Here is a 24,946-nt window from a genome sequence, read left to right on the forward strand (position 1 = left end):
TTATTTTTGATTAAAATCCAATATTAAGACCTAGAGTATAGACCTGGGCATTAGGCGGGACGTTTTGATCCTTTCCGGAATTAATAGAGTTTCCGTTGATGGAAACCTCAGGGTCGGAGCCTCTGTATTTGGTAAAAGTGTACAAATTGTTTCCTTGTAAATACACATAAACAGAGCTAAATGTGTTTTTTAGAAAGGAAGCTTCAAGAGGTACAGTATAGCCTAAAGAAATATTTTTAAGTTTTACAAAAGAACCATCTTCTACTTTTGAAGTACTTGAAAATGAAAAGCCTGCCGAAACATTATCGCCATAATAAAGCTTTTGTACATCAGTAATCTGACCGGGAGTTGTCCATCTGTTCTTAATAAATTCGCCATTGTTAAAATAACGCTGATCTGAATTGGTGGCCCGTGTTCCATTGTAGAGTTTATTTCCCTGGGCAAAAGTCAGGTTCACAGCTAAAACAAAATTTTTATAACTGAAAGTGTTGTTGAATCCCCCAAATAGTTTTGGCAATGAAGGTCCCTGTATTACCCCATCTTTATAATTGTCTATTGCCGGAGCAGCATTGCCGTCGAGATACGTCCATTTGGGAGAACCAATATGATTGTACTGCACTTCTTTGCCTTGGCTGTTGATAAAAATCATTTGACCGTTTTCCGGATTTACACCTTTATTGGGCACTGCAAAAACAGATCCGATAGAATAGCCCACCCGTGTCATATTTTGTACTCCAAATACACTGGGTACAAATACATCACTCGCTAGTGAAGTGACTTTATTTTTAAGAGTGGAAAGATTTAAATTAACATTCCAATTAAAATTTCCCGTAGTAACAGCAAGTGCATTAATCCCGATTTCATATCCCGTGTTGTACATCCCGCCAACATTTTCGTTGATATAATTATTTGGAATTCCGGCTGAAAGTGCCTGAGGTGTTTTCAGGATCAAATCCCTGATTTTATTATTGTAATAATCAAACTCAACCGAAATACGATTGTTTAACATGGCGAAATTTAATCCTAAATCGAGTTTCGAACTCGTTTCCCATTTTAGATCAGGATTGGCAGTTTGAGAATATCCCAAAGTTGGAGCACCGCCATAAGTAGATGAACTGTAAGTCCCGATAGCAGGATAGTTTCCTATTTCGCTGTTTCCTACAATGCCATAACTGGCCCTGAGTTTTAAGTTATTCAGAAAACCTTTTAATTTTGAACCATTAAAAAAGGATTCTTCCATCAGGTTCCAGCTTACAGAGCCTCCACCAAAATTGCCGTATTTATTTCCTTCAGATAATGCTGATAAACCATCAATCCTGTAATTTAAAGTCAGGAAATATTTGTTTTTATAATTGTAGTTTAAGTTGGTAAAATAAGATATCAGGGCATTTTCTGAAAGATCGTTTCCTATAGGTGAAATATTAGCATAACTTCCCTGATAATTTTTATAATAGGTGTCTGTTACATTACTTTGAGAGGCTCCCCAACTCTCCAAGGTGGTTTTAATTCTTTCATAACCAGCCAGAATCATGAAATTGTGGTTTTCATTAAAAGAATTTTTATATGAAATAGTATTTGCCCAATCAGTTCTTGATAAATCGGTCGCTATGTTGGTTGCCACACCGTTGTAAGATGCTCCTCCTCCGTGAATTGGATTTAAAAACAACTTGTTTTCAAGTCCGATAGTATTCAAACCAAAACTGGTTCTGAAAGTTACCTTTTTAGCAATATCAAATTCTGCATATACATTCCCTAAAAGTGATTTGCTAATAGAAGTAGTCAAATCTAGCTCCTGGACCATTGCCAAATTGTAGGCATTAATGGTACCAATGATAGACGGGATATTGGCACCATAGCCAACACTGATTCCATTTTGTATACTATAAGATCCATCCGGATTGTAAACGGGTACATTGGGAGGCAAAACATACGTCATCCTTCCTAAAGGTTCATTGGTAATATACTCTGTGTTATAAGTTGAGGAAGACAGGGTGTTACCTGCAACAGCACCGGTATTTGGACCTGCATTTTTTGCATTGCTGTAAGAAAGATTAACTCCGGCCCTAATAAACTTATTCAGTTCATGACTGATGTTTAGCCGTGTCATGTAATTTTGAAAGGTGTTGTTTTTTATAAAACTGTTTTGGTTGGTATAGTCTAAGGAGAAATAATACTGTGTTGTTTCATTGGCTCCCGAAATATTAATATTGTGATTGCTGGAATACCCTGGTTCATAAGCTACATCATACCAATTTGTATTTACGGTACTTCCGTCAGCATTTTTAGAAAGAAAAAAACCGGGTGCTTTGCCTGCATTGACCAGTGCTTCATTTTTTATCATGGTATAATCTTCGGCATTTAATAATTTAGGCAAATTATAGGGTGTGCTTCTACTGAACCAACTGTTGTAATTAAATCTGGTTTTGCCTTTTTTACCTTTTTTGGTAGTAATTACCATGACGCCATTTGCAGCTCTGGAGCCATATATGGCAGAAGCAGAGGCGTCTTTAAGGACATCGACAGAAGCAATATCATTCGGATTGATTGCTGATAGCGGGTTATTACCAACAAATCCACCCAGAGATCCGGTAAAAACAGCGACACCATCTACCACAATTAAAGGAAAAAGTCCCGAAGTAATGGTATTTAAGCCCCGAACCCGTATTACAGGTGTATTGTTTAATACGCTTGTAGATTGGATCACATCGATTCCGGTTCCCTGACCACCTAATAACTGATCGAAGCTGGTAGAAGGTCTGTTTTGTAATTGTTTTGCTGAAATTGTGGAAACGGAACCTGAAAACTCCGTTTTTTTTTGAGACAAATATCCGCTCGAAATCAGGACTTCATCTAATTGATTAGAGTCTTTTAGCAGTTTTACTTTTAATATATCAAAAGAACGTATCACAATTTCCTGTGCAGCATATCCGATATAATTTATTTTTACTGTAAATGGTAATTTTTGATTTTGAAGAACAAATTCCCCATCTTCATTGGTAATAGTCTCTTCAGTTTCTGACTGAACTGTTGCACCAATTAATGGTATATTGTCTTTTGCATCCACAATTTTTCCTTTCAGATTTTGCTGCTGCGCATAGAGTTGTGCTGTAAGCAAAAAGAGAAAACAGAGTGTTAATTTTAAATGTTTTTCTAATAACATATCTCTAAGTATTGGTTTTAAAATTTAAATTCAGAAGTAGCTGGCTAACTTATAAGGATAGCTATCTGAAAGCATCTTATTATTATTTTATAATTTGATGGTTGCCGGTTTGAAGGTTTGCTGCGAATTTTTGCTGCTCTTTTTTCAAACACATTGCCGTATAATAATCTTTATTGTATTTTCCGGAGATGACAAGCGCTCCCGCAACCAAAACAAGATTTTTGATAATGTATTGACCAGTCAGCGTAGGTTCGTAAGGAAAAATCTCAAAACAACTGGATTGCAGTATGAAAATAGGAGTTAGCGTTGCTGTCATGTGTAGTAAAAGCAGTAATATAGTTTTCGGAATCCATTTTCTGATAAGCAAACCTAATCCTATAAAGACTTCACAAACTCCGAGTATTGGAATGAAAAATTCGGGTTTAAACCAAAAAACGGTTTTCTCTACTAAATCACCAGCCGGGCTGATTCCGAATATCTTCAGGACTCCAAACCAAATGTAAATTATAGATAGTGCTATGCGCATTAAACTGACACCGTGTTTTCCTATTTTATCACTTAATAAGAAATAGAAAAAGTTAAAAGTAGTTTTCATATCATGGTTTAATTAGGCGTAATTACTTTTATTTTTTTTCCTGAATGAAAGCGGTAAGAATATCCCAAATTAACTGAATAATCTGCAAAAGCTGCATCCCCCTGAACATGAACATATTTGGAAGGATCAGTAATAACCGAATTTTGTAAATTTTGGCTAGCAATATCTGCAGCACTCTGAATACGGTTTTTTACAATATTATAAGGAATAAACAAGCTAAAATTATGTTTGTTAATATGGTAAGAAAAACCGTATTCTATTGCTATGACATATCCGGGGCGACGATAAGCCACTTGTCCTCCAAAAGCATCATAAGCAGGAATACCTTCAATTCTGCCGGCAAGCGAAACATTAAAATTTTCTTTTTTGTCTACCCCTGCTGATACACCAGCCCTTGCGAAATATTGGTCAGGGCTGGCATAAATCTCATAACCCTCTAAACCTGCTTTTGGAGCCGATTTAAATGTACCATTTGATTCTTTAGGGCTAAATAAATAATATCCGTTGGCAAATCCGTACAGGCGTCCTGTCAGTTGTCTGAATATTTGTGCTTCTGCTGAAACTCCAACTCCGCCATCACCGGGCTGAATTGCCTGGTCCATTACCACGCTTTTTGTTGTTCCATCAGCCTGGGGCGCATCATCCATCTTATCATGGCTTCCTGTATTTAATTTTAATCCCAATCCCAGCATTAAATTACCTTTATGGGCTGTTTTTGGATCAAAAAACCAGTAGTTTACACTTAGCCTCGCATCTGCAAAACCTTGTGCAAATACGCTATATCGAAGGGTGTCTTTTACAGGGATTGTTTGCCTTAGGATCTGAGAGCGCTCATTATGTACATAAGGAAAAGTAGCATTTATCTGGATTCTGTTGGTCAATCCGTACGAAAAATTGAAATCTACCGCATGCGAATAAATATTTACGGCATTTCCTCTCTCTACACCGTTCTCGTCATGACCTCCGCCAGAAGTCTGACGTTCTAATTGTTCTTCTTTACCAACAAAGTGTCTCCAGGAATGAAAATAACGGTAATTCGTCCCTACCTGAAATTCACCTTTGTTCAGATTATAAGAACTGGCAGAATTCATATAAAGTCCTCCCATTTGACGAACAGCTACGCAACCCTGAGCAGTAAGTTTTTGTATATGAAAAGCGATTGAAATAAATGTTATAAAAATAAACGCAGTATATAATGATGGTATTTTTTTCATGATTTTGATTGTTTTAATCCTAAAAATGAAACTTTCCGGCTGGATTTGTTTTTCAGAAGATGATTCAATGATTGGAATAAAAATAATGGCTAAATTTTAGAGAAAACAATTCCTGACAAGATCATTATTTGATCTTGTCAGTATTGTTTTAATGTACATTTGCAATTGAAGAAAGTTTATAAGAGATTAGAAAACCGATATTTTACTCCAATTTAGACAACAACAATTTTCATAACAGGTTTATATTAAACTGTTAATTAATTCTGATGCTTTGCAAAAATGAATTGTTTTTAGTGACCAAAAGATAGTTTTTCTCTTTTACCTTAATTCTCTCCATGTTTTTAACATCTCCGGGAGTGAAAAATCCACTTTGTACAGCTGTAACAGGTATAAAAGCACCTTTACCGTTTCCTTTTAAAAACAATCCGTGTCCGGCATCATTTCTAGGAGTCTCTACCTCAGAATTGAACATATTGCCTGTAATTAATGCATCAAGTTTGCCATCCTTATCATAATCATCGACCATTATTTGATTGATACAGCTAAGCTGCGCTTCAATAGGTAGTTGGTGAATGACAAATTTGCCTTTTTTGTTTTCTAAATAAATGCTGGCAAATGATTTGACCTTATAATGCAAGGCTTCTTCGAGAGATTTTTCTGTATATACATCAACCAGAGTAGCCTGTGAAAAACTTTCGTAGTCCTTGAATTTCTTTTTAATGTTCGGGATTTGCTGCGACGAACAGCCACGGCCACGCACAGGATACTGCTTACCATCATTATAATAACTCAACACGATATCCTTGTGTTTGTCATTATCAAAATCTTTTACAAAAATATCAAAAGTTTCATCCGGGGTTGCCTGGTATTTATAATTTAAACCGTTATTTCCAACAATGTAATCCATGTCACCATCCTTGTCAAAATCACCCTGCTGAATGCTCCACCACCAGCCGGTAGTGTCATCATTGAGCCCCATTTTTTTTGTTACTTCTTTAAAACCTGATTTGGTATTTTGAAAAATGCGTATTGGCATCCATTCACCAACGACAATAATATCGTCTAATGTATCATTATTAAAATCGGTAACTACAGCACTTGTTGCCATGCCTAAATTAACGAACTCTTTGGGTGCGTTTTTAGAAACTTCAAATTTAGGCTGCGTTGGAGTGCCTGTGTTGTGTAACAAATAAGTTGTGGTTGGTGAAGGATATTGGCCCGGAACCTGTCTTCCTAATACCAAAAGATCTTGTTTTCCATCTTTATCGTAGTCAATAGCATACACTCTTGAACCACTGATCAGCATGGTTGGCAGTACTCCTTTTGGAGCTTTGGTAAAATCTCCTTTTCCGTTATTGAGGTATAATCGATCTTGTAATTTTGAATCGTTTATCAAAAATTCATAACCGCCGCTTACTACATATAAGTCATTATCGCCGTCATTATCTGCATCAAAAATCAATGCACCTGTATCTTCACTGAATTTATCTTCTTCAAGTGCCTGAATTTTCTTTTCTGCAAAACCTTTTGAAGTTTGTAAAAATATTTTTCCGGGATAAGTAGCAGAACCTCCAATGAAATAATCATCAAGGCCATCTTTATTTAAATCACCTACAGTAATAGTTGGTCCAAAAGTAGACATTTTATGAGGCAGCAAGACCTGATCTTTAAAATCATCGTATTTGTTTTCTTCATGTTTAAAAACAGGAAATACTCCATTTTCATTTGTAAATAATGGCGTTTTGGTCATTGTTTTTGCTGCTGTTTCCTCTTTAGCATCCAGTTCTTTAAAAACAAGTGTCTGGTTTACTTTTACATTATATAGTTTCTGTATTTTGCCGTTAGTCCAGACTACCTTTACTTCGGCGATAAGTTTGTCTCTTGCAAGCCCAAAATGCAATTCTGGTGCCACAGCTGACTGAAATCCCCTTGTTAAAGTCAGCTCTTGCATTTGAGTTCCTTTTTTTGTTTTTATATAAACACGATTCCCTAATCCAAAAGTGTTTTTTGAATTTCCTTTAAATTTTACTTTGATGTAATTATTGATTTTAGAACTTGAATTTTCAAAAACAGAGGCATAATCATCGATATTGTTTATCACCAGGTCTAAATCGCCATCGTTATCTAAATCGCTATAGGCAACACCATTTGAGAATCCTTTATATTCAATTCCCCATTTTTTGTTCACCTGCTCAAAATTTAGGTTTCCTTTATTTTGAAACATAAAGTTATCAATTTTCTCAGAGGGGATTTCCTGGGATATTTTTAGTAAATCTTTGGGTTCTAAATTTTGTCTTTCTACTTTATGAAAGAAATCATTATTGTTGATTTCTCTTCGGGTTCCGTTGCTTACAAACAAATCTTTATTTCCGTCATTATCAAAATCAGCAAATAAAGGCCCCCAGCTCCAGTCAGTTGATGAAGTTCCTGTAATACGGGATATGTTTCCAAAATGGGGTATTCCGTTTTCATTAACTCCTGTATTTAGCTGCATGCAATTGTGCATATATTGGTAATTAAATCCCGCATCCACAACATCCCAAAAAAGTTGTGGATTCATACTTGACATATTTGCTTTTTTACGACGGTTGTCTTTGGCATCCATATCAACCTGAAAAAAATCTAAGTTACCATCATTGTTAAAATCAGAAATATCAGCTCCCATTCCGTAGAAAGAGTTATGCGCTGTAGCCTGCTTTACAACTTCTTTAAAAGTGCCATCCTGATTATTGATGTACATGAAATCTGGTGAGTTGAAATCATTTGAAACATATATGTCAGGCCAGCTGTCATTGTTAAGATCCCCAATTGTGGCGCTTAATGACAAACCATAAGCTTTTACGCCCGCTTCTTCAGTAACATTAGTAAATTTATTGCCATCGTTTCGATACAAATGCCCCGATTCTTCGTCTTTGACATGGTTCATCATTTGTACATAAGCGAAGGTTGGTGAGCTGAATTTTGTAGGGGGATAATTTGCTACGAATAAATCCAGATCGCCATCTTTATCATAATCAAAAAAGGTACCCTGAACACTATTTCCAATATCATCAATACCATATTCTTTTGCTTTTTCAGTAAAAGTGCTATTACCATTATTGATATACAATTCATTGTTTTTGGGGCCAAATTTTCCTCCTACACTACAATAAATATCAAGAAAGCCATCCCCATTTACATCTGCCATAGTGACTCCGGTGTACCAACGGTTATCACCTTCAATACCAGCCTTTTTGGTAATATCTTCAAATTTTAGTTTTCCCTTATTTAAATACAACTTATTGGAGACCTGATTTCCTGTAAAAAAGATATCTGGCAGTCCATCATTATTAATGTCACCTGTAGCAACGCCTCCGCCCATATATATATAAGAGTAAGTGAAGTAATTAAGAGAATCATTTTCGGTAAGATTATTGCTAAAATCAACACCCGTATCAGTATGTTTTAAGGCCGAAAATAGAACTCCATCACCATCTTCTTTTTTAGAACAACTGCTTAATGCCAGAATACAAATTGCAATTAGTATATATTTTTTCATTTTTTAAATTTTAGAACCTATTTATTTATAATTTGCATTTCCTATATGGATATTGTAAAACTTCCAAACTTCATGAGCTACGTTTCTTCCCAGTTTAAGCCCTTCTATATTGTCTGATTGAATATGATATCCTCCCATTACTCTTGAAATTCCGGCCATATTAGCCGTTTCTGTAAACGTTGGGAATCTCAAAATAACAGGTTTTCCTATATTATCTGGTTCTGTCAGTGCACCCGGAGAACTCCAGGTTGCTGATTCTCCAAAAGTATCACTTCCTGTCCATAATTTTAAAGCTTCGCCACAACCGCCACTAATGGTACTGTGTCCGGAAACATAACCAGGAAACGCAGGGCATAAAAATATATCTGGTGAATAAGGTCTCCAGTCTTGTCCTTTCATTTCTATATTTCCAAAACCAGGTCCGCCCCAGGCTTTAATATTTTGATCTTTGTAGTAGTAGTGAACTAAGGCATAAGGACGTGCAAAATCATAAAACATTTTGGCATCCCAACAGGCTATAAAACAATCCATAGCAGTTACCTGATTATAAAAGAACATTTTTACATCCTGATCTAAAGTGTGGTTATCACGTCTGGATACATCCTGGGCAAATTTTAGCCAATGCCCGGCCTGCTGAACTGATTTTGGACCATCACGCATAAACTCTACCAATGCTTTTTGTTCGTTGGTTAGGTTATATTGTAAATCAATTAGTTCTTTGACTTCATCTTTAAGTTGTTGTGAATCTAATGAAGGAGGTGGCACAGGACGAAACTGGTCTCCTGATTGTAAACCTAGAGGTTTTACTTTGTTCCAAAATGGAGTAGAACAGGCAGGGGCAAATTTACCGCCTTTTCCATCAGAAAAATATTTTGGCTGCCAATGAATTACATCAATCATTTCGTCCGGAGAATTGACCGGATTATAATTTACATAGTTAAAATAAGGTGTCCCGTTTGAGCCTTCTTCTTCTCCATACTGATTTGCTCCATCGTGTTTTCTCGCTTCAATTACAGCTTTTGCAGCTAAATTTCCTATTCCTGCTGGTGTTTTGGGATCTAATGATTTATCGTTAGGATCCAAACCTAATTCAATCATATAAGCTACAAATTTTTCTTTGTCTGAAAAATAATATTCACATAATGCATTATAGGCAGCGTAACTAATAGCAATCTCTTTGTTTTTAAGTGTCTGTTCTTTAATAGGTCTTCTTTCTGTATTTTTTAAATATACAGGAATTGCTTTTTGGTCATAACGACTCCAGGCATCAAAAACAGCAACAAAGGTCAGTCCTAAAAAACGGGAAGTCACTGTTGGTCTTGGCTTGAATATTTCAGTATCATTTGCAGTAGCAAGAAGTGATACTTGTGACCACTTATAAACAATATTATTGATTCCTACTGGCTCATTTGTAGTCTTATATTGGGTTTGTGAATATAGATTCATATTTAAAATACTTAAAAAAAGTACTTTAAACAGTGCTAAATAAACTTTCATATTTATATTGTTACATGGTTTTTTTATAGCTGATAGTTTTTTCAATTAGAATAATTGAAAGAAAGTGTTAATTTTTTCTTTGACAGTTTTGTCATTAGTGGATGACCAGTGTCATAAAAAACCCGAAGTACGATTTTTTTAAGAAAAAGTTAATGCTATACCATGTCTGGAGGAGGATAGTTGGTATTGAAATGTCCTGAAAGTAAATCGCTTTTAGGTACACACGCAATTGAAGTAACGCAATCTGCTATTTTTGAGTTAAGTATTACCTCAATAGTTGGATTGTCAATATAATCTTTAATAAAGGATTTTAATGTTTTTTTAGTTGGATTTTCTTTATTTGTACTTTCACCAAATAAATTACTATCAACCAGTCTTTTCAAGCCAGTATCTAAGTTTTCTTTGTGCGAGTTTTTAATACAATATAATTTTAAAACATTATTTTGTATTCTGTTTTTAAAAACATGATATACAATATGGTTGATGATAACATCTTCATTTACTTCTTCAAATCCAGAATCAACAATATAGGCATAAGGGTTTATTTTTATTTCAAAAATTTCAAACTTAGAATCAGTAGTATTTTCTATTGCATTTACCCAGGATTGCTCTTTCTGATCATTAACCACAAGATATATTCCTAAAACATTGTAAAAGAATGTTAGGATTAAAACAAGGGTGGCTATTTTTTTTAAGTGCTTCAAAGGTATTATCGAAATAAATGGCTACTTACCAAGTGTTGTTATTAAACAGAATTGCTGTTTTCTTAAATGGGTATGTCAAAAAAGTGACTTGATAAGCAAGTAAGTTGGAAAAAAGGTAAAACAGCACACAAAAGTGTGCTGTTACCCCCAAAAAAACTAACTTACTAACCAAACATTATTTTTTATGTTTTTTAATAATTTGGATTTTGTTGCCCAACGATATTAGAATTCGATGAAGCTTCTCTGTCCGGTATTGGCCATAATTCATTTTTACCGGCTGTAAAACCTGTTCCGGCTAATTCTGTTGAGGCAATTCCCCAACGTATAATATCATCAAAACGAACTTGTTCTCCTGCTAATTCTACTTTACGTTCGTGTACAATAGCATTAAATACGGCCGTTTTATTAGCTGCAATTGTAGTTGTTAAACCAGCTCTTGATCTGACTTCTGTTATAAGGGCAATTGCAGCTGGGAAATCTGGTGCACTTTTTAATGCTAAGCACTCTGCTTTCATCAATAGAACATCAGCATAGCGCATCACTTTAAAATTGATTCCCGAATCCGTATTTTCCTGATCGCGGTGGTAATAATTTTGGTATTTTTTCCAGCCAGCAGCCCGGTTATTACTAAATGCAGCCGGCATCGTTTTTGTCCCATTACTGTAACTGTCTCCGGGACTGTAAAAACTACCTGCATAACGCTTATCACCAGCTTCAAAAGAATTTAGTAATTGAGTCGAAGGATAAACATTAAACCAATCCAGAACACCATATTCCTGCCCTCTAAAGGTATGTTCTGCCAGACCTTCTCCAGAAGTTGCAGCTCCCCATCTGGACGCATCTGTTGTATAAGCCGCAGTAAACTCAATTTCAAAAATAGATTCTACACCATGCTCATTCTCTTCAGTAAAATTATCAAAGTAATTAGGCTCTAAAGTAAATCCGGTAACATTGTTAAATGCTACTAATGCTTCATCGTATTTTTTTTCATACAACAACACTTTTCCTAAATATGCAAAAGCAGCTTCTTTTGTCGCTCTTCCTTTATCTTCAGTGGATTTTCCCAAAAGATTTTTTGAAGCGAAATCCAAATCTTCTTCGATTAATTTATAAACATCTGCTTTAGGACTTCTTCCTTTACCAACAGATTCTGTTTTGTCATATAGCGGAATATCTCCAAAACGACATACTAAAAGAAAATAATAATATGCTCTCAGGAATCGGGCTTCTGCAATGAATTTATTCTTTCTTACCTGACTTAGTTGGGATTCAAGAATTGCATTAATTTTATCTTGATTTTGAATTATAAAATTGGCTTTTGCAATACCGGAATAGCAGGAACCCCAATAAGTTTCTATAATATCACTACTGGAATCAAAAGTAAAATTGAGGAATAAACGTTTGTTTTGTTCTAACTGGCTATTTCCTTCATTGTCCTGCGCCATATTATCCAGCGAAAAGAAGCTATGTCTTACATAAAGCCCTTGTGTTTGCAGATTACTGTACGCTGCATTAACTGCTGATTGTATTTGAAGTTCATTTGTAAAGTAAGTATCAGGAGCCAACTCATTTGGATTTGTCAAATCTAGATCTCTTGTGTCGCATGAATTTATCGAAATAATTCCGGCTATCACTATTGATATATATAATATTTTTTTCATGTTTTATATTAAATTAGAATGAAACTTCAAGTCCCAAAATAACTGATTTTGGTTGTGGATATCTACCTAAATCGATTCCTGCATCGAATCCGGTTCCTGCAATTTCAGGATCTAAACCAGAATATTTAGTCCAGGTAACTAAATTCTGTGCACTTGCATATAATCTTAGTTTAGAAACATATTTATCAAGCGCAGTTCCTTTAAAAGTATATCCCAATGTGATGTTCTTTAATCTCGTAAACGAACCATCTTCAACATATCGATCACTAACAGCTGTGTTTTGAGGTGCCCCCAGTGCTCTGGGTAATGTAGCATCTGGATTGCTTACCGCTCCGTTTGAGCCAATTACCGCTCTGTCTAAAACTGCTGTACTTGAATTAAATAAGCGAGTCATCCCTTGTAAGTCAAAAATACTGGCATTAAATATTTTGCTTCCTTTAGAACCGCTGATGAAGCAATTGAAATCAAAATTTTTATATGCTGCTGACAAATTCAAACCATAAGTAAAATCAGGAAACTGATTTCCAATGTTTGTTCTGTCATCTGATGTGATATCACCATCACCATTCAAATCCTTGAATCTAATATCTCCGGGTTTTACCGCTGTTTGACCTGGATTTTTTGTAAATACCGCATTTACTTCTGCCTGATTTTGATAAATACCATCAGTAACAAGTCCATACATATAAAATAATGGATCACCAACGGTTAGTCTCGACATTTGAGCTAGTCCTGCTCTTGGAACGACACCTGCTATTACAGATGTTACTCCAGGTGCTAAAGCCACTACTTCATTTTTACTGGTCCCAAAATTTAGATTAGCAGACCAGGTAAATTCACCTTTTCTATCGTTATAACCTAAACTTAATTCCCATCCTGAGGTATTTACTGCAGCAATATTTTCATATCTGTTATCATTAAGTATCCCTAACGAAGTAGGTACCGGAACATTAAACAAGATATCTTTAGCTGTATTATTAAAATATTCAATAGTACCTGTGAATTTGTCATCAAATAAGCCAAAATCCAAACCAATATTCCTACCTAATTTAGACTCCCATTTTAAATCTGGATTTGCAGCTCTGCCTAAAGAAGTTCCCACTACAGATACGCCATTAACTACATAATAATAATTTGAAGGAAGCGATGCGCTATATTGGTAATCAGCAAAATTATCATTACCCGTAGTTCCAATACTACCTCTTAGTTTCAAGGTACTAAAACCAGTGTCGCTCATAAATGCTTCTTTGGATATATTCCAACCTACAGCCACTGAGTAGAAATTACCCCAACGATTGTTAGGTCCAAAACGTGAGGAACCATCACGTCTTCCTGAAACTGCAAGTAAATATTTATCATCATAATCATAGTTGATACGTGCAACATAACCTAATTTATTTGTCTTATAACTTAGAGTTGTAGAAGGACTATTATTAAGTTGATCTACGTCATTTGTAATATTATTTGTACCACTGGCTACTGATGTTCCTCTTTGATTTTCATTTTTTTCGATCAAAAGAATAGCATCAATATTGTGTTTGTTAGCTATAGTGGTTTTATAAGACAAACTGTTATCAAATACAATTGTTTGATTATTTGCTCCATTTCTGTTTATTGTTGCAAATGACTGACCGGTATAAGATCCGTCTCTAAAAGAAGGAACGAAAGAACGTCCTTCAAGATTTGAATAATCCAAAGAAACCTGAGATCTGAATTTTAATCCTTTAATGATTTCGTATTCAGCATAAATATTACCTAATATAGATATCGTTTTATCATAAGCATATCCTAAGTTTTGGATACGAACTGGATTTTCTGCATCCTGGCCATCAATAGCAGACGGGCCTTGATAACCTCCTAAGTTATCTGCATTATAAATGGGCAAATAAGGAGCTGCTTTGATTGCGTGTTCAAGTAATGTTCTTCCTGTTCCTGTTCGCTCAGCATTTCTTTTGCTAAAAGAAACCCCAATATTACTACCTAACTCTAATTTCCCTATTTTTTGACTGTTGTTGGCTCTAAATGAATAACGTTCAAAACCAGTATTAATAACTGCTCCATCTTGTTTTAAAATTTCAGCAGAGTAACGGCTTGAGGAGGTTTCTGTTCCATTTGAAAAGCTCAAATTATAATCTTGCATTAGACCTGTTTGAAAAATTTCATCCTGGTAATCTACCGTCTGATTTCCAAAAGATGCAGCACGTGCAGCAATATCAACACCTAGTTCACTAGCGAACTTAACATATTGTTCTGTATTTAAAACATCATATCTTTTGGTAATGGTTTGAAAACCGGTATAAGTATTGAAGTTAAGTTGACCTGCACCTTTTTTACCTTTTTTAGTAGTTACTACAATTACTCCATTAAATGCTTGTGAACCATACAACGCTGTGGTAGATGCGTCCTTCAGGACAGACATACTTTCAATATCATTAGGGCTTAGTCCTGATAAATTACTGGCTGTTACACCATCAATTACATACAAAGGTGCGTTGTTGTTTAATGTGCCTAATCCACGAATTAATACTGTAGGGTTGCTACCTGGAGAACCTCCTGCTATAACAGTGACACCCGCCGCCCTGCCTTGTAAGGCAGACTCTGCATTCGTTATTGGTACGGCGACGATATCTTTTGAATTTACAGTAGAAATTGCTCCTGTCACTTTATCTTTCTTTTGAGAACCGTATGCAATAACAACTTCATTTAAGGTTTGTGTAGATTCTGCTAATTTAATATTAATCACGGTCTGGTCTCCAACAGTGATCGTTTGTGAAGTCAGTCCAACGTAAGAATAGGTAATTTTGTCTGTTGCATTAACTCCTTGTAAAGCATAATTTCCATCAAAGTCTGTTGATGCACTATTATTAGTTCCTTGTACATTAATACTGGCACCCGGCAACGGAACCCCTGAAGGATCAGTTACCACTCCCTTTATGGTTTTTGATTGTGCCATTACATTTTGAGTGCTAATTATCAGCAATGCGATTATTGCAAATTTTATTTTTAACATCATAGTTAATTGGTTTTGTTTAGTTAAATAATCGTTTGGTTGTAAAATTTGTTGTTGTATTGAATACTATTTAGATTTTAAATTTTAGAAATCAGTAAGAGTTGTGTTCTTGATCCTATTTTCAAATCCTGTTTTATTGTTTATCTTTTTGATTTAAATAGTATTCAATAAATGAATTGGTTTTTAGTTCATGTATAATTTTTTTTAAAGAATGGTTAATAATGATTTGAGTTTGTTTAATATTGTTAATCCAAAAATAGACCTTAACATAAATTTCACATATTAAAAATGATGCAAAAACTATCAATTTTGTAGCATGTTGATTACAAAACTGCCATATTCAGTGTTTTGAGGCAATTTTTAAAAGAAAATATAAATCTGATATTATCAATATTGATCTGTATTTTTTTCACTATTTAAAAAAATAATCAGTATTAGTATGGATTGTGTAATTGTAGGAAATTGATTTGAAAGAAGTAAAAAACAAAAAATCAACTTGATCTTATTTGTTGTTTTTTGATAATTAAAGAAGTTTTAATTTTTTATTAAGAAAAAAATAAAGACGGTATAAACCGTCTTTATGCATGCTTTATGAACCTATTTTTTTATTATTGTGTGTAGGCAGTTGGCCGTATTTTTCTTTATAGCATTTTGTAAAATAGGAGGGAGAGCTAAAACCTACCTTAAAGCTAATTTCGGTTATATTATCATTGCCAAGTTCTATTAATTCTTTTGCCTTTTCTAAGCGGACATTTCGTATAAATTCATTTACAGAGACCCCTGTTAGGGTTTTAATTTTTCTATACAACTGGCTTCTGCTCAAAAAAACTTTCGAAGCCAAAACTTCAACACTTAATTCAGTTTCATTAATGTTCTCATTTACGTAAGTCAGGATGTTTTTTATGAATTCATTATCTAAAGTGGTGGTTTTTTCTTTTGCTTTTGGCGTTATTCCGTTATAGAATTTATTAAACATAATTTGCCTGCTGTTAATTAATTGCGTCAGGCTGGATCTTAAAATATCCATATCAAAAGGTTTGCTCAAATACATGTCTGCACCAGAATCAATCCCTTCTAATTTATCTTTAATTAAGGCTTTTGCAGATAACATCATAAGCGGAATGTGACTGGTTTTTAAATCGGCTTTAATGTTTTTGCACAATTCTAAACCACTCATGACAGGCATAATTACATCTGTTAAAATCAGATCCGGGAGTTTTTGCAAAGCTAATTCGAAACCAACCTGACCATTTTCAGCGACTAAAACTTTATATTCTTTTTTGAGTTCATTTTTTAAATAATTTCGCAGTTCTACATTGTCTTCGACAATTAAAATGGTATAAATCCGATCTTGTTGTTCCTGATGATCCTGTGATTGATTCTCTTTTTTTTCAATTATGGGCGTGTAACTTATTTTTTTCTCCTTTTTAAATTCCTCAAGCAATATTTCGTTTTCATTAAAAAAATTCTTTCCAACCGGGAAAACCAGTTTAAAAGTCGTGCCTACTCCCAATTCACTATCTACTTCTATGATTCCTTTATGTAATTCCACAAATCCGCGAACTACTTCCAATCCTATTCCGGTACTTCCATAATAGGCTTTGTTTAAGTTGTTAACCTGATAAAAACGATCAAATATTCTCTTAATATCTTTTTTGTCAAGTCCTGCTCCGGTATCTTCAATCATAATCTCAAAAGAGGGATAATTGTCGGTCGAATTTATCAGCGGAAAGTTTAAAAATTCCTCGTTCACCACTATTTTTACCTTTATTTGACCATTGTCGGGAGTAACTTTAAAAGCATTTGAAATTACATTAAAAATAATTTTTTCAAACATTTTAGGGTCAATCCAGTCTTTTAAAGAGGTTTTGTCAGACTCAAACTGCAGATCAATACCTCGGCTGATTGCTTCTTCATAAAAATAACTGACTATTTCTTTTGTAAAACTTATCACTTCGATTAGTTGCAGTTTAATGGTCATTTTGTTAAACTGCAATTGATTAAAATCCATTAACTCATTGATTAATCTAGAAAGTCTGTCCGAACTTTTTTGAATAGTTTTCAATTTATTCAGCACGCTATCTGGTAATTCAGGGCTGTTATTCTTAAGTATATCACCCAATGGATTTAAAATTAAAGTAAGCGGTGTCCTGAATTCATGTGAGATATTGGTAAAAAACTGTAATTTTTTATTATTTAATTTTTCAATCTGTATGGCTTTTTTCTGTTCAAATTCTATCATTTGTTTTTGTTTAAAACGATTTTGATAGTATTGATTGGTAAAATGAACTCCAGCAAACAGCAATAAAAAATAGAATACGTAAGCAAAAGATGTTTTCCACCAGGGAGGTAAGATCTCAATTTTTAATTCTAATGGTTTTTGACTCCAAACGCCATTTTTTTCTGATGCTTTAATCTTGAAAACATAATTGCCCGGAGCTAAGTTTGTATAAGTGGCTGAGCGTTTATTGCCCACATAATTCCACGAATCTTCAAATCCCTCTAAATAATAAGCAAATTCATTTCTGGCAGGAAAAGAATAATTAATAGCAATGAAATCAATTGTAAATACCGACTGATCATGTTTTAGGATTATTTTTTTTGTCTCTGCTATTGTTTTTATTAAGGGGGAATTTTTTTCAAGTGGCCCTACTGATTTATTAAAAATCTTTAAATCTGTCAGGTAAATTGGGAGTTGTTTTTTACTTTTAACTAAACTCGCCGGATTAAAATAATTTACACCTTCATAACTTCCAAAATAAAGAAATCCGTTTTTATCTTTTAGAACAGAATTGTTATTAAAATCATTTCCTAATAAACCATCATATGTGGAATAATTGATTGAGATTTTCTTTTCTAAATCAAGTTTAGTTATTCCCTTCTTTCCACTTAACCAGATACAACCGTCATTAGATTCCACAATAGAAGAAATTGATTTTTCATGAAGTCCTTTAAAGTTGATATACCATTTTAGTACATCTGTTTTCTTATTGTAGCTAAATAATCCTGCACCATCAGTACCAATCCAGATTTCTTTGTTATTGGTCTGATATAAAGTGTTAATGGTATGTGTACTTTTATGGTTTTTAAGTTTTTCAGACATTTTATCCCGAAAAGATGTCACCGAAAAAGAAACAAAATCAGTTGTACTAATTTTGTACAAACCTGTAAGTGAACCAACCCAAACAGCATCATCAGAATCTACCAGGACCTTTCGGATATCCAAATTTGTTAAGCCATTTGTATGAAATGGTTTAGAGTTGCAATGGTGAAACTGGCCGTCTGAAGGAGTATAATAATGCAGACCTTTTGCAAAAGTGCCAATCCAGATCACGCCTCTGGAGTCCTGAGCAATACTCATAATATTGTCTGAGGTCAGATTTTGGGTGTTTTTTGTATTGTAATTAATAAATTTTTTGCTTCCTTTTTTTAAAACAAAAATGCCCTCATTCCAACTCGATAACCATATATTCTGATTTTTATCAATAAATACATTTGTTATATTATCAATGGTTAAACCAGAATAAAAGTTGGTGTCTGATTTGGTAATATGTTTAAAAAGTTTAGTTTTAGGATCGTAAACATCAACTCCTCCGCCTTCCATGGAAATCCATAGCTGACCTTCATTGTCTTTAGCGATGCCGGTAACACAGCTGGTTTGCAAGGATTGCGCATTTCCGGGCAGGCTCTCTATAATGTTTACCTTACTGTTTATCTTGTCAAAAATGCCTAAGCCTTTGTTATAATAACCCAGCCAAATTCTTTTCTCTTTGTCTAAAAATAAAGACCATACTGAATTAGAGCTTAAACTTCGATTATTGAATTTGCTGTTAGTGTATTTTTTTTGAACAATACCCTGATCGTTTACAATAATTAACCCATCATTTTCTGTCGCGCAAAGTATTGTTTTGGAATCTGTTGCTAATATGGACATAATTCTCTTTTCGGTAATAGGATAAGAGACAGCCTGTTTGATCTTAGCATCTAAGTTTAATTTGACAAGACCTTTATATCCGTTGCCAATCCATAAATTTTGTTTACTGTCAATAAACATCGAAACGATATTTCCGGATAGCAGTTGATCGTCCTGACTGATTACTTTTTTCACCTTATTTTTTATAGGGTCTATCACTCTTAAGCCGAAATTAGTACCTACATAAACAGATCCTTCATTATCCTTGACTAAGGAATTGATAAGGCAGTTCTTTGAGTTTGGCATATCAAGTTTAATAGGTGTAATTTTTCGGGATTCTTTATTAAGCCGTAATAGACCGCCATTAAATGTTCCTAAAAAAAGATTTCCATTATTATCTTCAATAATACTTTTGACTGATATTACCGCTTCTTTTCCTGTTTTCTTTTGAAGATCAATATTTTCAAATGTATTCAAATCCCGGTTATAGATGCACAATCCTTCATCTGTACCCACCCACAATCGGTTGTGTGAATCTACATAAACGACATAGATCAAGTTACTGTTAATAGAATTGTTTACTTTGGAATTTTGTTCGTAAGCAATATAATTTACGCCATCGAATTTATAAAGTCCTGCTCCGTTTGTTCCTAGCCAAATGACTCCGGATCGATCCTGCGCAATGGTATAAATGCCACTTTTTGATGTTTCTTTACTGACGAGTCTAAATTGATAGTTTTCAAATGTATTTTGAGAAAACAAACAATTTATTGTAAATAATAAGATGGCACAGATTCTAAAACATTTTTTTTGGGACATTTATATAATGTTTAGTGAAATTAAAATTAGAATTAAATATACTATTTTAATTGAAAAACAGCTATTTATTTTTAACAAATCAATTTTGTTTATGTTTTAAGTGTAAGATTTGTTGTATACTAAATTAGAGATGAGGTAGTTGTGTCCTGCCTTTTTTGATAGGACATGCATAAAAAGTTAGTTCTGTCTTCTCTTTCTTAAATCTTTTTCAATCTCAATTTCCATACTTTTATCTATCACATAAAAGAATAATAGAACAGCACTTATGATGAATATCAAACCGGGATATATGCTTATGGATAACTTAATACCCTCTAACGCTGCCGGTACCTGATTTACTTCTTCAGCTACATAACCATATTTAGATAGAAAAGCAGCACCTAAGGCACCACCGATACTTATCCCTATTTTGATTCCGAAAATCATTGCCGAAAAAACAGTAGCAGTAGCTCTTCGATTGTTTTTCCATTCGCTGTAATCAGCCACATCAGCAAACATAGCCCATAATAAAGGAATGGTTACTCCGTAAATGAATCCATGTGCTAATTGAGTCAGGAAAACCATCACAATAGCTGTTTTGCTGTAAAAATTAAAAAGTAATAAGCTTATAGCCGATAAAAAAATAAAAGAGATATAAATATTTCTTTTACCAAAGGAATCTGCGAGTGATTTTGAAAACATGATTCCAAAAATCATAAATATAATTCCTCCTGCATTGAAAAGACTAAATGCAGATGTAGAAACGTCTCTTGGCCACTGAAAATTGGTTAATCCCATTGATGTTAATGAACTATTCAGTTTACCAATAAATGACGTAAAACCTATGTGATCCAAAAAAACAGTTTGGGCAGCCGGATCTAAATAATATTTAAAGTAAAAAACATACATTCCGCCTTTTAAAGATAAGGTTATAAATACCAAAACAGTGACAAGTATCATAACGATCCATGGTCCATTTTTAGACAGGTCTGTAAAATCCTGCTTAATTGAAGATTCCTGGTACTTTCCAGGAGTGATTCTTTCTTTGGTACTTAAAAATGTAATCATCAAGCAAATTACTCCAATAACTGAAAAAAGGATCATTGTATTTTTAAAACCCACTGCTTTATCTCCATGTCCAAAAATTAAAACCAATGGCAATAAAAGGGATTGGATTATAAATTGGGCAACCATAACAGCGACGAAACGATAGGAAGAAAGACTATTTCTTTCTTTCATGTCACCAGTCAGAACACCACTTAACGCAACATAAGGCAAATTGTTTGCGGCATAAAGTAAGACCAAAAAAAAGTATGTCAGGAATGTGTAGATTATTTTACCTCTTAATTCAAAATCAGGAGTTAAAAAAGAAAGAACAGAGGCTATCCCGAAAGGCAAAGCAGTCCATATTATCCAGGGTCTGAATTTTCCCCATTTGGTTTTAGTGCGATCAGCAATAATTCCCATGATAATGTTAAAAAAAGCACCAATAAAACCGCCAATAAAAATGATAATACTTGCTGTTCCGGCGGGAATTTCATAGACATCTGTGTAAAAAAAAGCTAAAAAGGTCAATAAAGTCTGAAAAATCAAATTTGCAGCAAAATCTCCTAAACTATAACCAATTTTTTCTAATACAGAAAGCTTTTGCGATGTATTACTCATAAATATACGGGGTGTTTTTTCTTATTTCATTAATCATCGTGAAGATTGAAAAATATTTTCAGATCGTTTTTTGTCAGAAAATAAAAGGCTTCTTTTTTATCCTTTTTCTTAAACCTTAACGTAAAAATAGTTTGAAAGCAGAAATAAGTTTGTCACTTTTGAAGCGTTTAATAGCACTTTTGAAGCATAATTTCCTTATAGTAAATCTATTAAATATAAATTATTATTTTAGCTTCTTAGTTAAAAACGGACACTCATACTGATTTAGTTATACTCACTTTTTACCTCATTTATATATGCGTATTACACATTTATTATTAATCATTTCCTGCTTTATTATAAGCTGTAACAAAAAACAGGCTAAAGAGGAATATTACAAATACACCAATAATCTTATCAGCGAAACGAGTCCGTACCTTTTGCAGCATGCACACAATCCTGTAGATTGGAATGCATGGAATGAAGAAACATTGAATAAGGCAAAAGCACAAAATAAACTTATTATTATTTCTATAGGTTATTCTGCCTGCCATTGGTGCCATGTGATGGAGGAAGAAAGTTTTGAAGATGAGGCTGTGGCAAAATTAATGAATGATAATTTTATCAGTATAAAAGTCGACAGGGAAGAACGGCCGGATATTGACCAAATCTACATGAATGCAGTTCAATTAATGACAGGCAAAGGCGGATGGCCATTAAACTGTATTGCGCTTCCTGACGGTCGTCCGATTTTTGGAGGTACTTATTTCACAAAAAAGGAGTGGACAAAAGCCTTGACTGAATTGGCTGATTTGTACCAAAACAATCCTGAAAAAGCCAGTGAATATGCAGATAAATTAATAAAAGGGATTCACGAACAACAGTTAATTACTGTCAATAATAAAGAAGCCAATTTTAAAAAATTGGAGATTTTTACTGCTGTGAAATCGTGGCAGAAGGATTTAGATTTTAGAGATGGAGGATTAGTTGGTGAAACGAAATTCCCCATGCCGGGATCTTTGCATTTTCTACTTCGCTACGGTGTTCAGAATAAAGACAAAACGATTCAGAAATATGTTCAGACGACACTTACCAAAATGGCAGATGGAGGAATTTACGACGCCATTGGTGGAGGTTTTGCAAGATATTCAACAGATTCAAAATGGCACATACCGCATTTCGAAAAAATGCTTTATGATAATGCACAATTAGTAAGTTTGTATTCCGATGCATATCTGGTAACCAAAGACGAATTATATAAAAAAACGGTTCATGAAACACTGGATTTTGTTGAAAGGGAGCTTATGGACTCTAGCGGAGCTTTTTATTCTTCTGTAGATGCCGATAGTAAAAACAAGGCTGGAAAACTGGAAGAGGGCGCATATTATGTCTGGAGTAAGGAGGAACTACACTCAATATTAAAATCTGATTACGCTCTTTTTGAAAAGTATTTTAATATTAATGAAAACGGCTTATGGGAAAACAAAAACTATGTTTTATTTAAAAACCAATCTGATAAAGATTTTGCTCTTAAAAATAAATTGAGTTTGAAAGAACTTGAATCCAAAGTAAAAAACTGTAAGCAACTGCTTTTAACAGCCAGAAACAAAAGACCGCTACCTCATTTGGATAATAAAACGCTTACTTCATGGAACGCTTTAATGATAAAAGCTTATGTTAGTGCTTATCGTGTGTTCAGGAATCCGCATTACAAGGAAATCGCTTTAAAAAATGCCAGCTTTATTGTAAACAGTCAGCTTAAAAAAGATGGAAGTTTATATCATAGTTACAAAGATGGTAAAAGCACTATTGCTGGTTTTTCAGAAGATTACGCTGCTGTTACAGATGCATTTATTGGGGTGTACCAAATCACACTTGATGAAAATTGGCTAAGGAAAGCCAAACAGTTAACAGATTATGCCATGAAACATTTTTGGGATAAAAAAACAAATATGTTTTATTTTACATCTGACACTTCTGAAAATCTAATTACCAGAAAAATGGAAATTGCAGATAATGTAATTCCAGGCTCAAATTCAATGATGGCACATAATTTATTTCAGTTGGGGCATTATTATTCAAATAATGAATATGCAAAAACAGCGGAGAATATGTTAAATAATGTAAGCGAAGAAGCTTTACAATCTCCTGCAGAATATTATAATTGGTTAAATTTAATGCTAAATTATACCGATAATTATTTTGAAGTTGCCCTCTCTGGAAAAGAGGCTATTGGGAAAACCACTCAATTTTACGGTTACTATCTGCCGAATATCCTTTTGGCCGGAGCTACAAGTGAAAGCAATCTCCCAATTTTAAAAAATCGTTTTGTAGATAATGAGACCTATATCTATGTCTGTGTAAATAAAGCTTGTAAAAAGCCTGAAAGAGATGTTGTTACGGCAGTTGAAAAAATCAAAAATAGTTTATAAGTAATAGGCGTTTCATCAATAATAGTCTTTTCAGAACAAATAAACTTTCTTTTTCAATATTTGAGTTTGAAAAGGAGGTTTTTATTTTTAAAACAACAAACTATCTTTTTTATTCATTTTATGTATCATAACTTTTCAATAAACAACCAATTGTTATTATTCTGTTTGTCTTTTTTGAAGATTTTTGAGTTAAAATTAGATTGATTTACGGCTCGAGATATACGGTTTTTATTGAATTTTATCTTTTATGAGTTTCTTGAAAATTTCAATTAACTGCTGGAAATTTTTAAATCCCGATTAACAAACAATATGCTCATTACATATAATTCATTTTACAACCTTTTTAAACAAATAAAATGTTTTTAATTGTAAGTATTTATTGAAAACTAATAAAATAAACAGTAAACAACCGATTGTGTATTGATTTATTTCTTTATATTTGTAAGAAATACACTTATTGTTAGTAGGGACTTAATTAGCTTTTAATTTTGTTTAAACAATTGTTTTATTGCAGTCCCAATGCATTTTGGTAATAGAAATGAAGTGCCATAAAAAGAATACGTAATAGTGGTGATTAAAATTTATAAAGATATTATAGGCCAAAATCAGTATTGAAAAAATTTTGAGAAGGGTTTGAAAGTTAATAATTGGTTATATGTGTTATTTGCATAATAGTTTTATAGCTAATATGTTAGTGTTAGTTTTTTAAATTAAAGCCGGAAGTTTAAATCCCTTTCGGCTTTTTCATTACAGAATCATTTATTGAACAAAACTGCTTTT

The 24,946-nt window shown here is 33.7% G+C and carries 11 protein-coding genes; 1 reads left to right on the forward strand and 10 read right to left on the reverse strand.

What is annotated here, in order from left to right:
• Positions 1-10: 10 nt before the first annotated feature.
• The 10 genes from DMB65_RS15770 to DMB65_RS15815 all read right to left on the reverse strand — a co-directional run bounded on the left by DMB65_RS15770 (position 11) and on the right by DMB65_RS15815 (position 21,755).
• The gene (locus DMB65_RS15770; protein ID WP_110307596.1) at positions 11-3,160 is read right to left on the reverse strand and encodes a SusC/RagA family TonB-linked outer membrane protein; all 3,150 of its coding nucleotides are present in this window, start codon (positions 3,158-3,160) and stop codon (positions 11-13) included.
• A gap of 82 nt (positions 3,161-3,242) precedes the next feature.
• On the reverse strand, positions 3,243-3,755 hold the full coding sequence (locus DMB65_RS15775; protein ID WP_196239576.1) for a hypothetical protein: 513 nt from the start codon (positions 3,753-3,755) through the stop codon (positions 3,243-3,245).
• Between the two features lie 8 nt (positions 3,756-3,763).
• The gene (locus tag DMB65_RS15780; RefSeq protein WP_110307597.1) at positions 3,764-4,969 is read right to left on the reverse strand and encodes a hypothetical protein; all 1,206 of its coding nucleotides are present in this window, start codon (positions 4,967-4,969) and stop codon (positions 3,764-3,766) included.
• A gap of 253 nt (positions 4,970-5,222) precedes the next feature.
• Entirely contained in the window at positions 5,223-8,507 is a 3,285-nt protein-coding gene (locus DMB65_RS15785; protein WP_110307598.1) for a VCBS repeat-containing protein, read from the reverse strand.
• 21 nt (positions 8,508-8,528) lie between these two features.
• Positions 8,529-9,953, reverse strand: coding sequence for a vanadium-dependent haloperoxidase (locus DMB65_RS15790; protein WP_230470696.1), 1,425 nt, complete (start codon positions 9,951-9,953; stop codon positions 8,529-8,531).
• 206 nt (positions 9,954-10,159) lie between these two features.
• Positions 10,160-10,708, reverse strand: a complete 549-nt coding sequence (locus DMB65_RS15795; RefSeq protein WP_123955352.1) for a hypothetical protein — start codon at positions 10,706-10,708, stop codon at positions 10,160-10,162.
• A gap of 191 nt (positions 10,709-10,899) precedes the next feature.
• On the reverse strand, positions 10,900-12,369 hold the full coding sequence (locus DMB65_RS15800) for a RagB/SusD family nutrient uptake outer membrane protein (RefSeq protein ID WP_110307601.1): 1,470 nt from the start codon (positions 12,367-12,369) through the stop codon (positions 10,900-10,902).
• Positions 12,370-12,382: 13 nt separating this feature from the next.
• Complete coding sequence (locus tag DMB65_RS15805) at positions 12,383-15,382, reverse strand: SusC/RagA family TonB-linked outer membrane protein (RefSeq protein ID WP_110307602.1); 3,000 nt, start codon at positions 15,380-15,382, stop codon at positions 12,383-12,385.
• 586 nt (positions 15,383-15,968) lie between these two features.
• On the reverse strand, positions 15,969-20,111 hold the full coding sequence (locus DMB65_RS15810; protein WP_110307603.1) for a hybrid sensor histidine kinase/response regulator transcription factor: 4,143 nt from the start codon (positions 20,109-20,111) through the stop codon (positions 15,969-15,971).
• A gap of 177 nt (positions 20,112-20,288) precedes the next feature.
• Positions 20,289-21,755 carry an MFS transporter gene (locus DMB65_RS15815; RefSeq protein ID WP_110307604.1) on the reverse strand — a complete coding sequence of 489 codons (1,467 nt, stop codon included), beginning with the start codon at positions 21,753-21,755 and terminating at the stop codon, positions 20,289-20,291.
• A gap of 296 nt (positions 21,756-22,051) precedes the next feature.
• On the opposite strand from DMB65_RS15815, the gene DMB65_RS15820 reads away from it, so the two are divergent.
• Positions 22,052-24,166, forward strand: coding sequence for a thioredoxin domain-containing protein (locus DMB65_RS15820; RefSeq protein ID WP_110307605.1), 2,115 nt, complete (start codon positions 22,052-22,054; stop codon positions 24,164-24,166).
• The last annotated feature ends 780 nt before the right edge of the window (positions 24,167-24,946 follow it).

The sequence above is a fragment of the Flavobacterium cheongpyeongense genome, from assembly GCF_003202435.1.
GTDB classification, from domain to species: Bacteria; Bacteroidota; Bacteroidia; order Flavobacteriales; family Flavobacteriaceae; genus Flavobacterium; species Flavobacterium cheongpyeongense.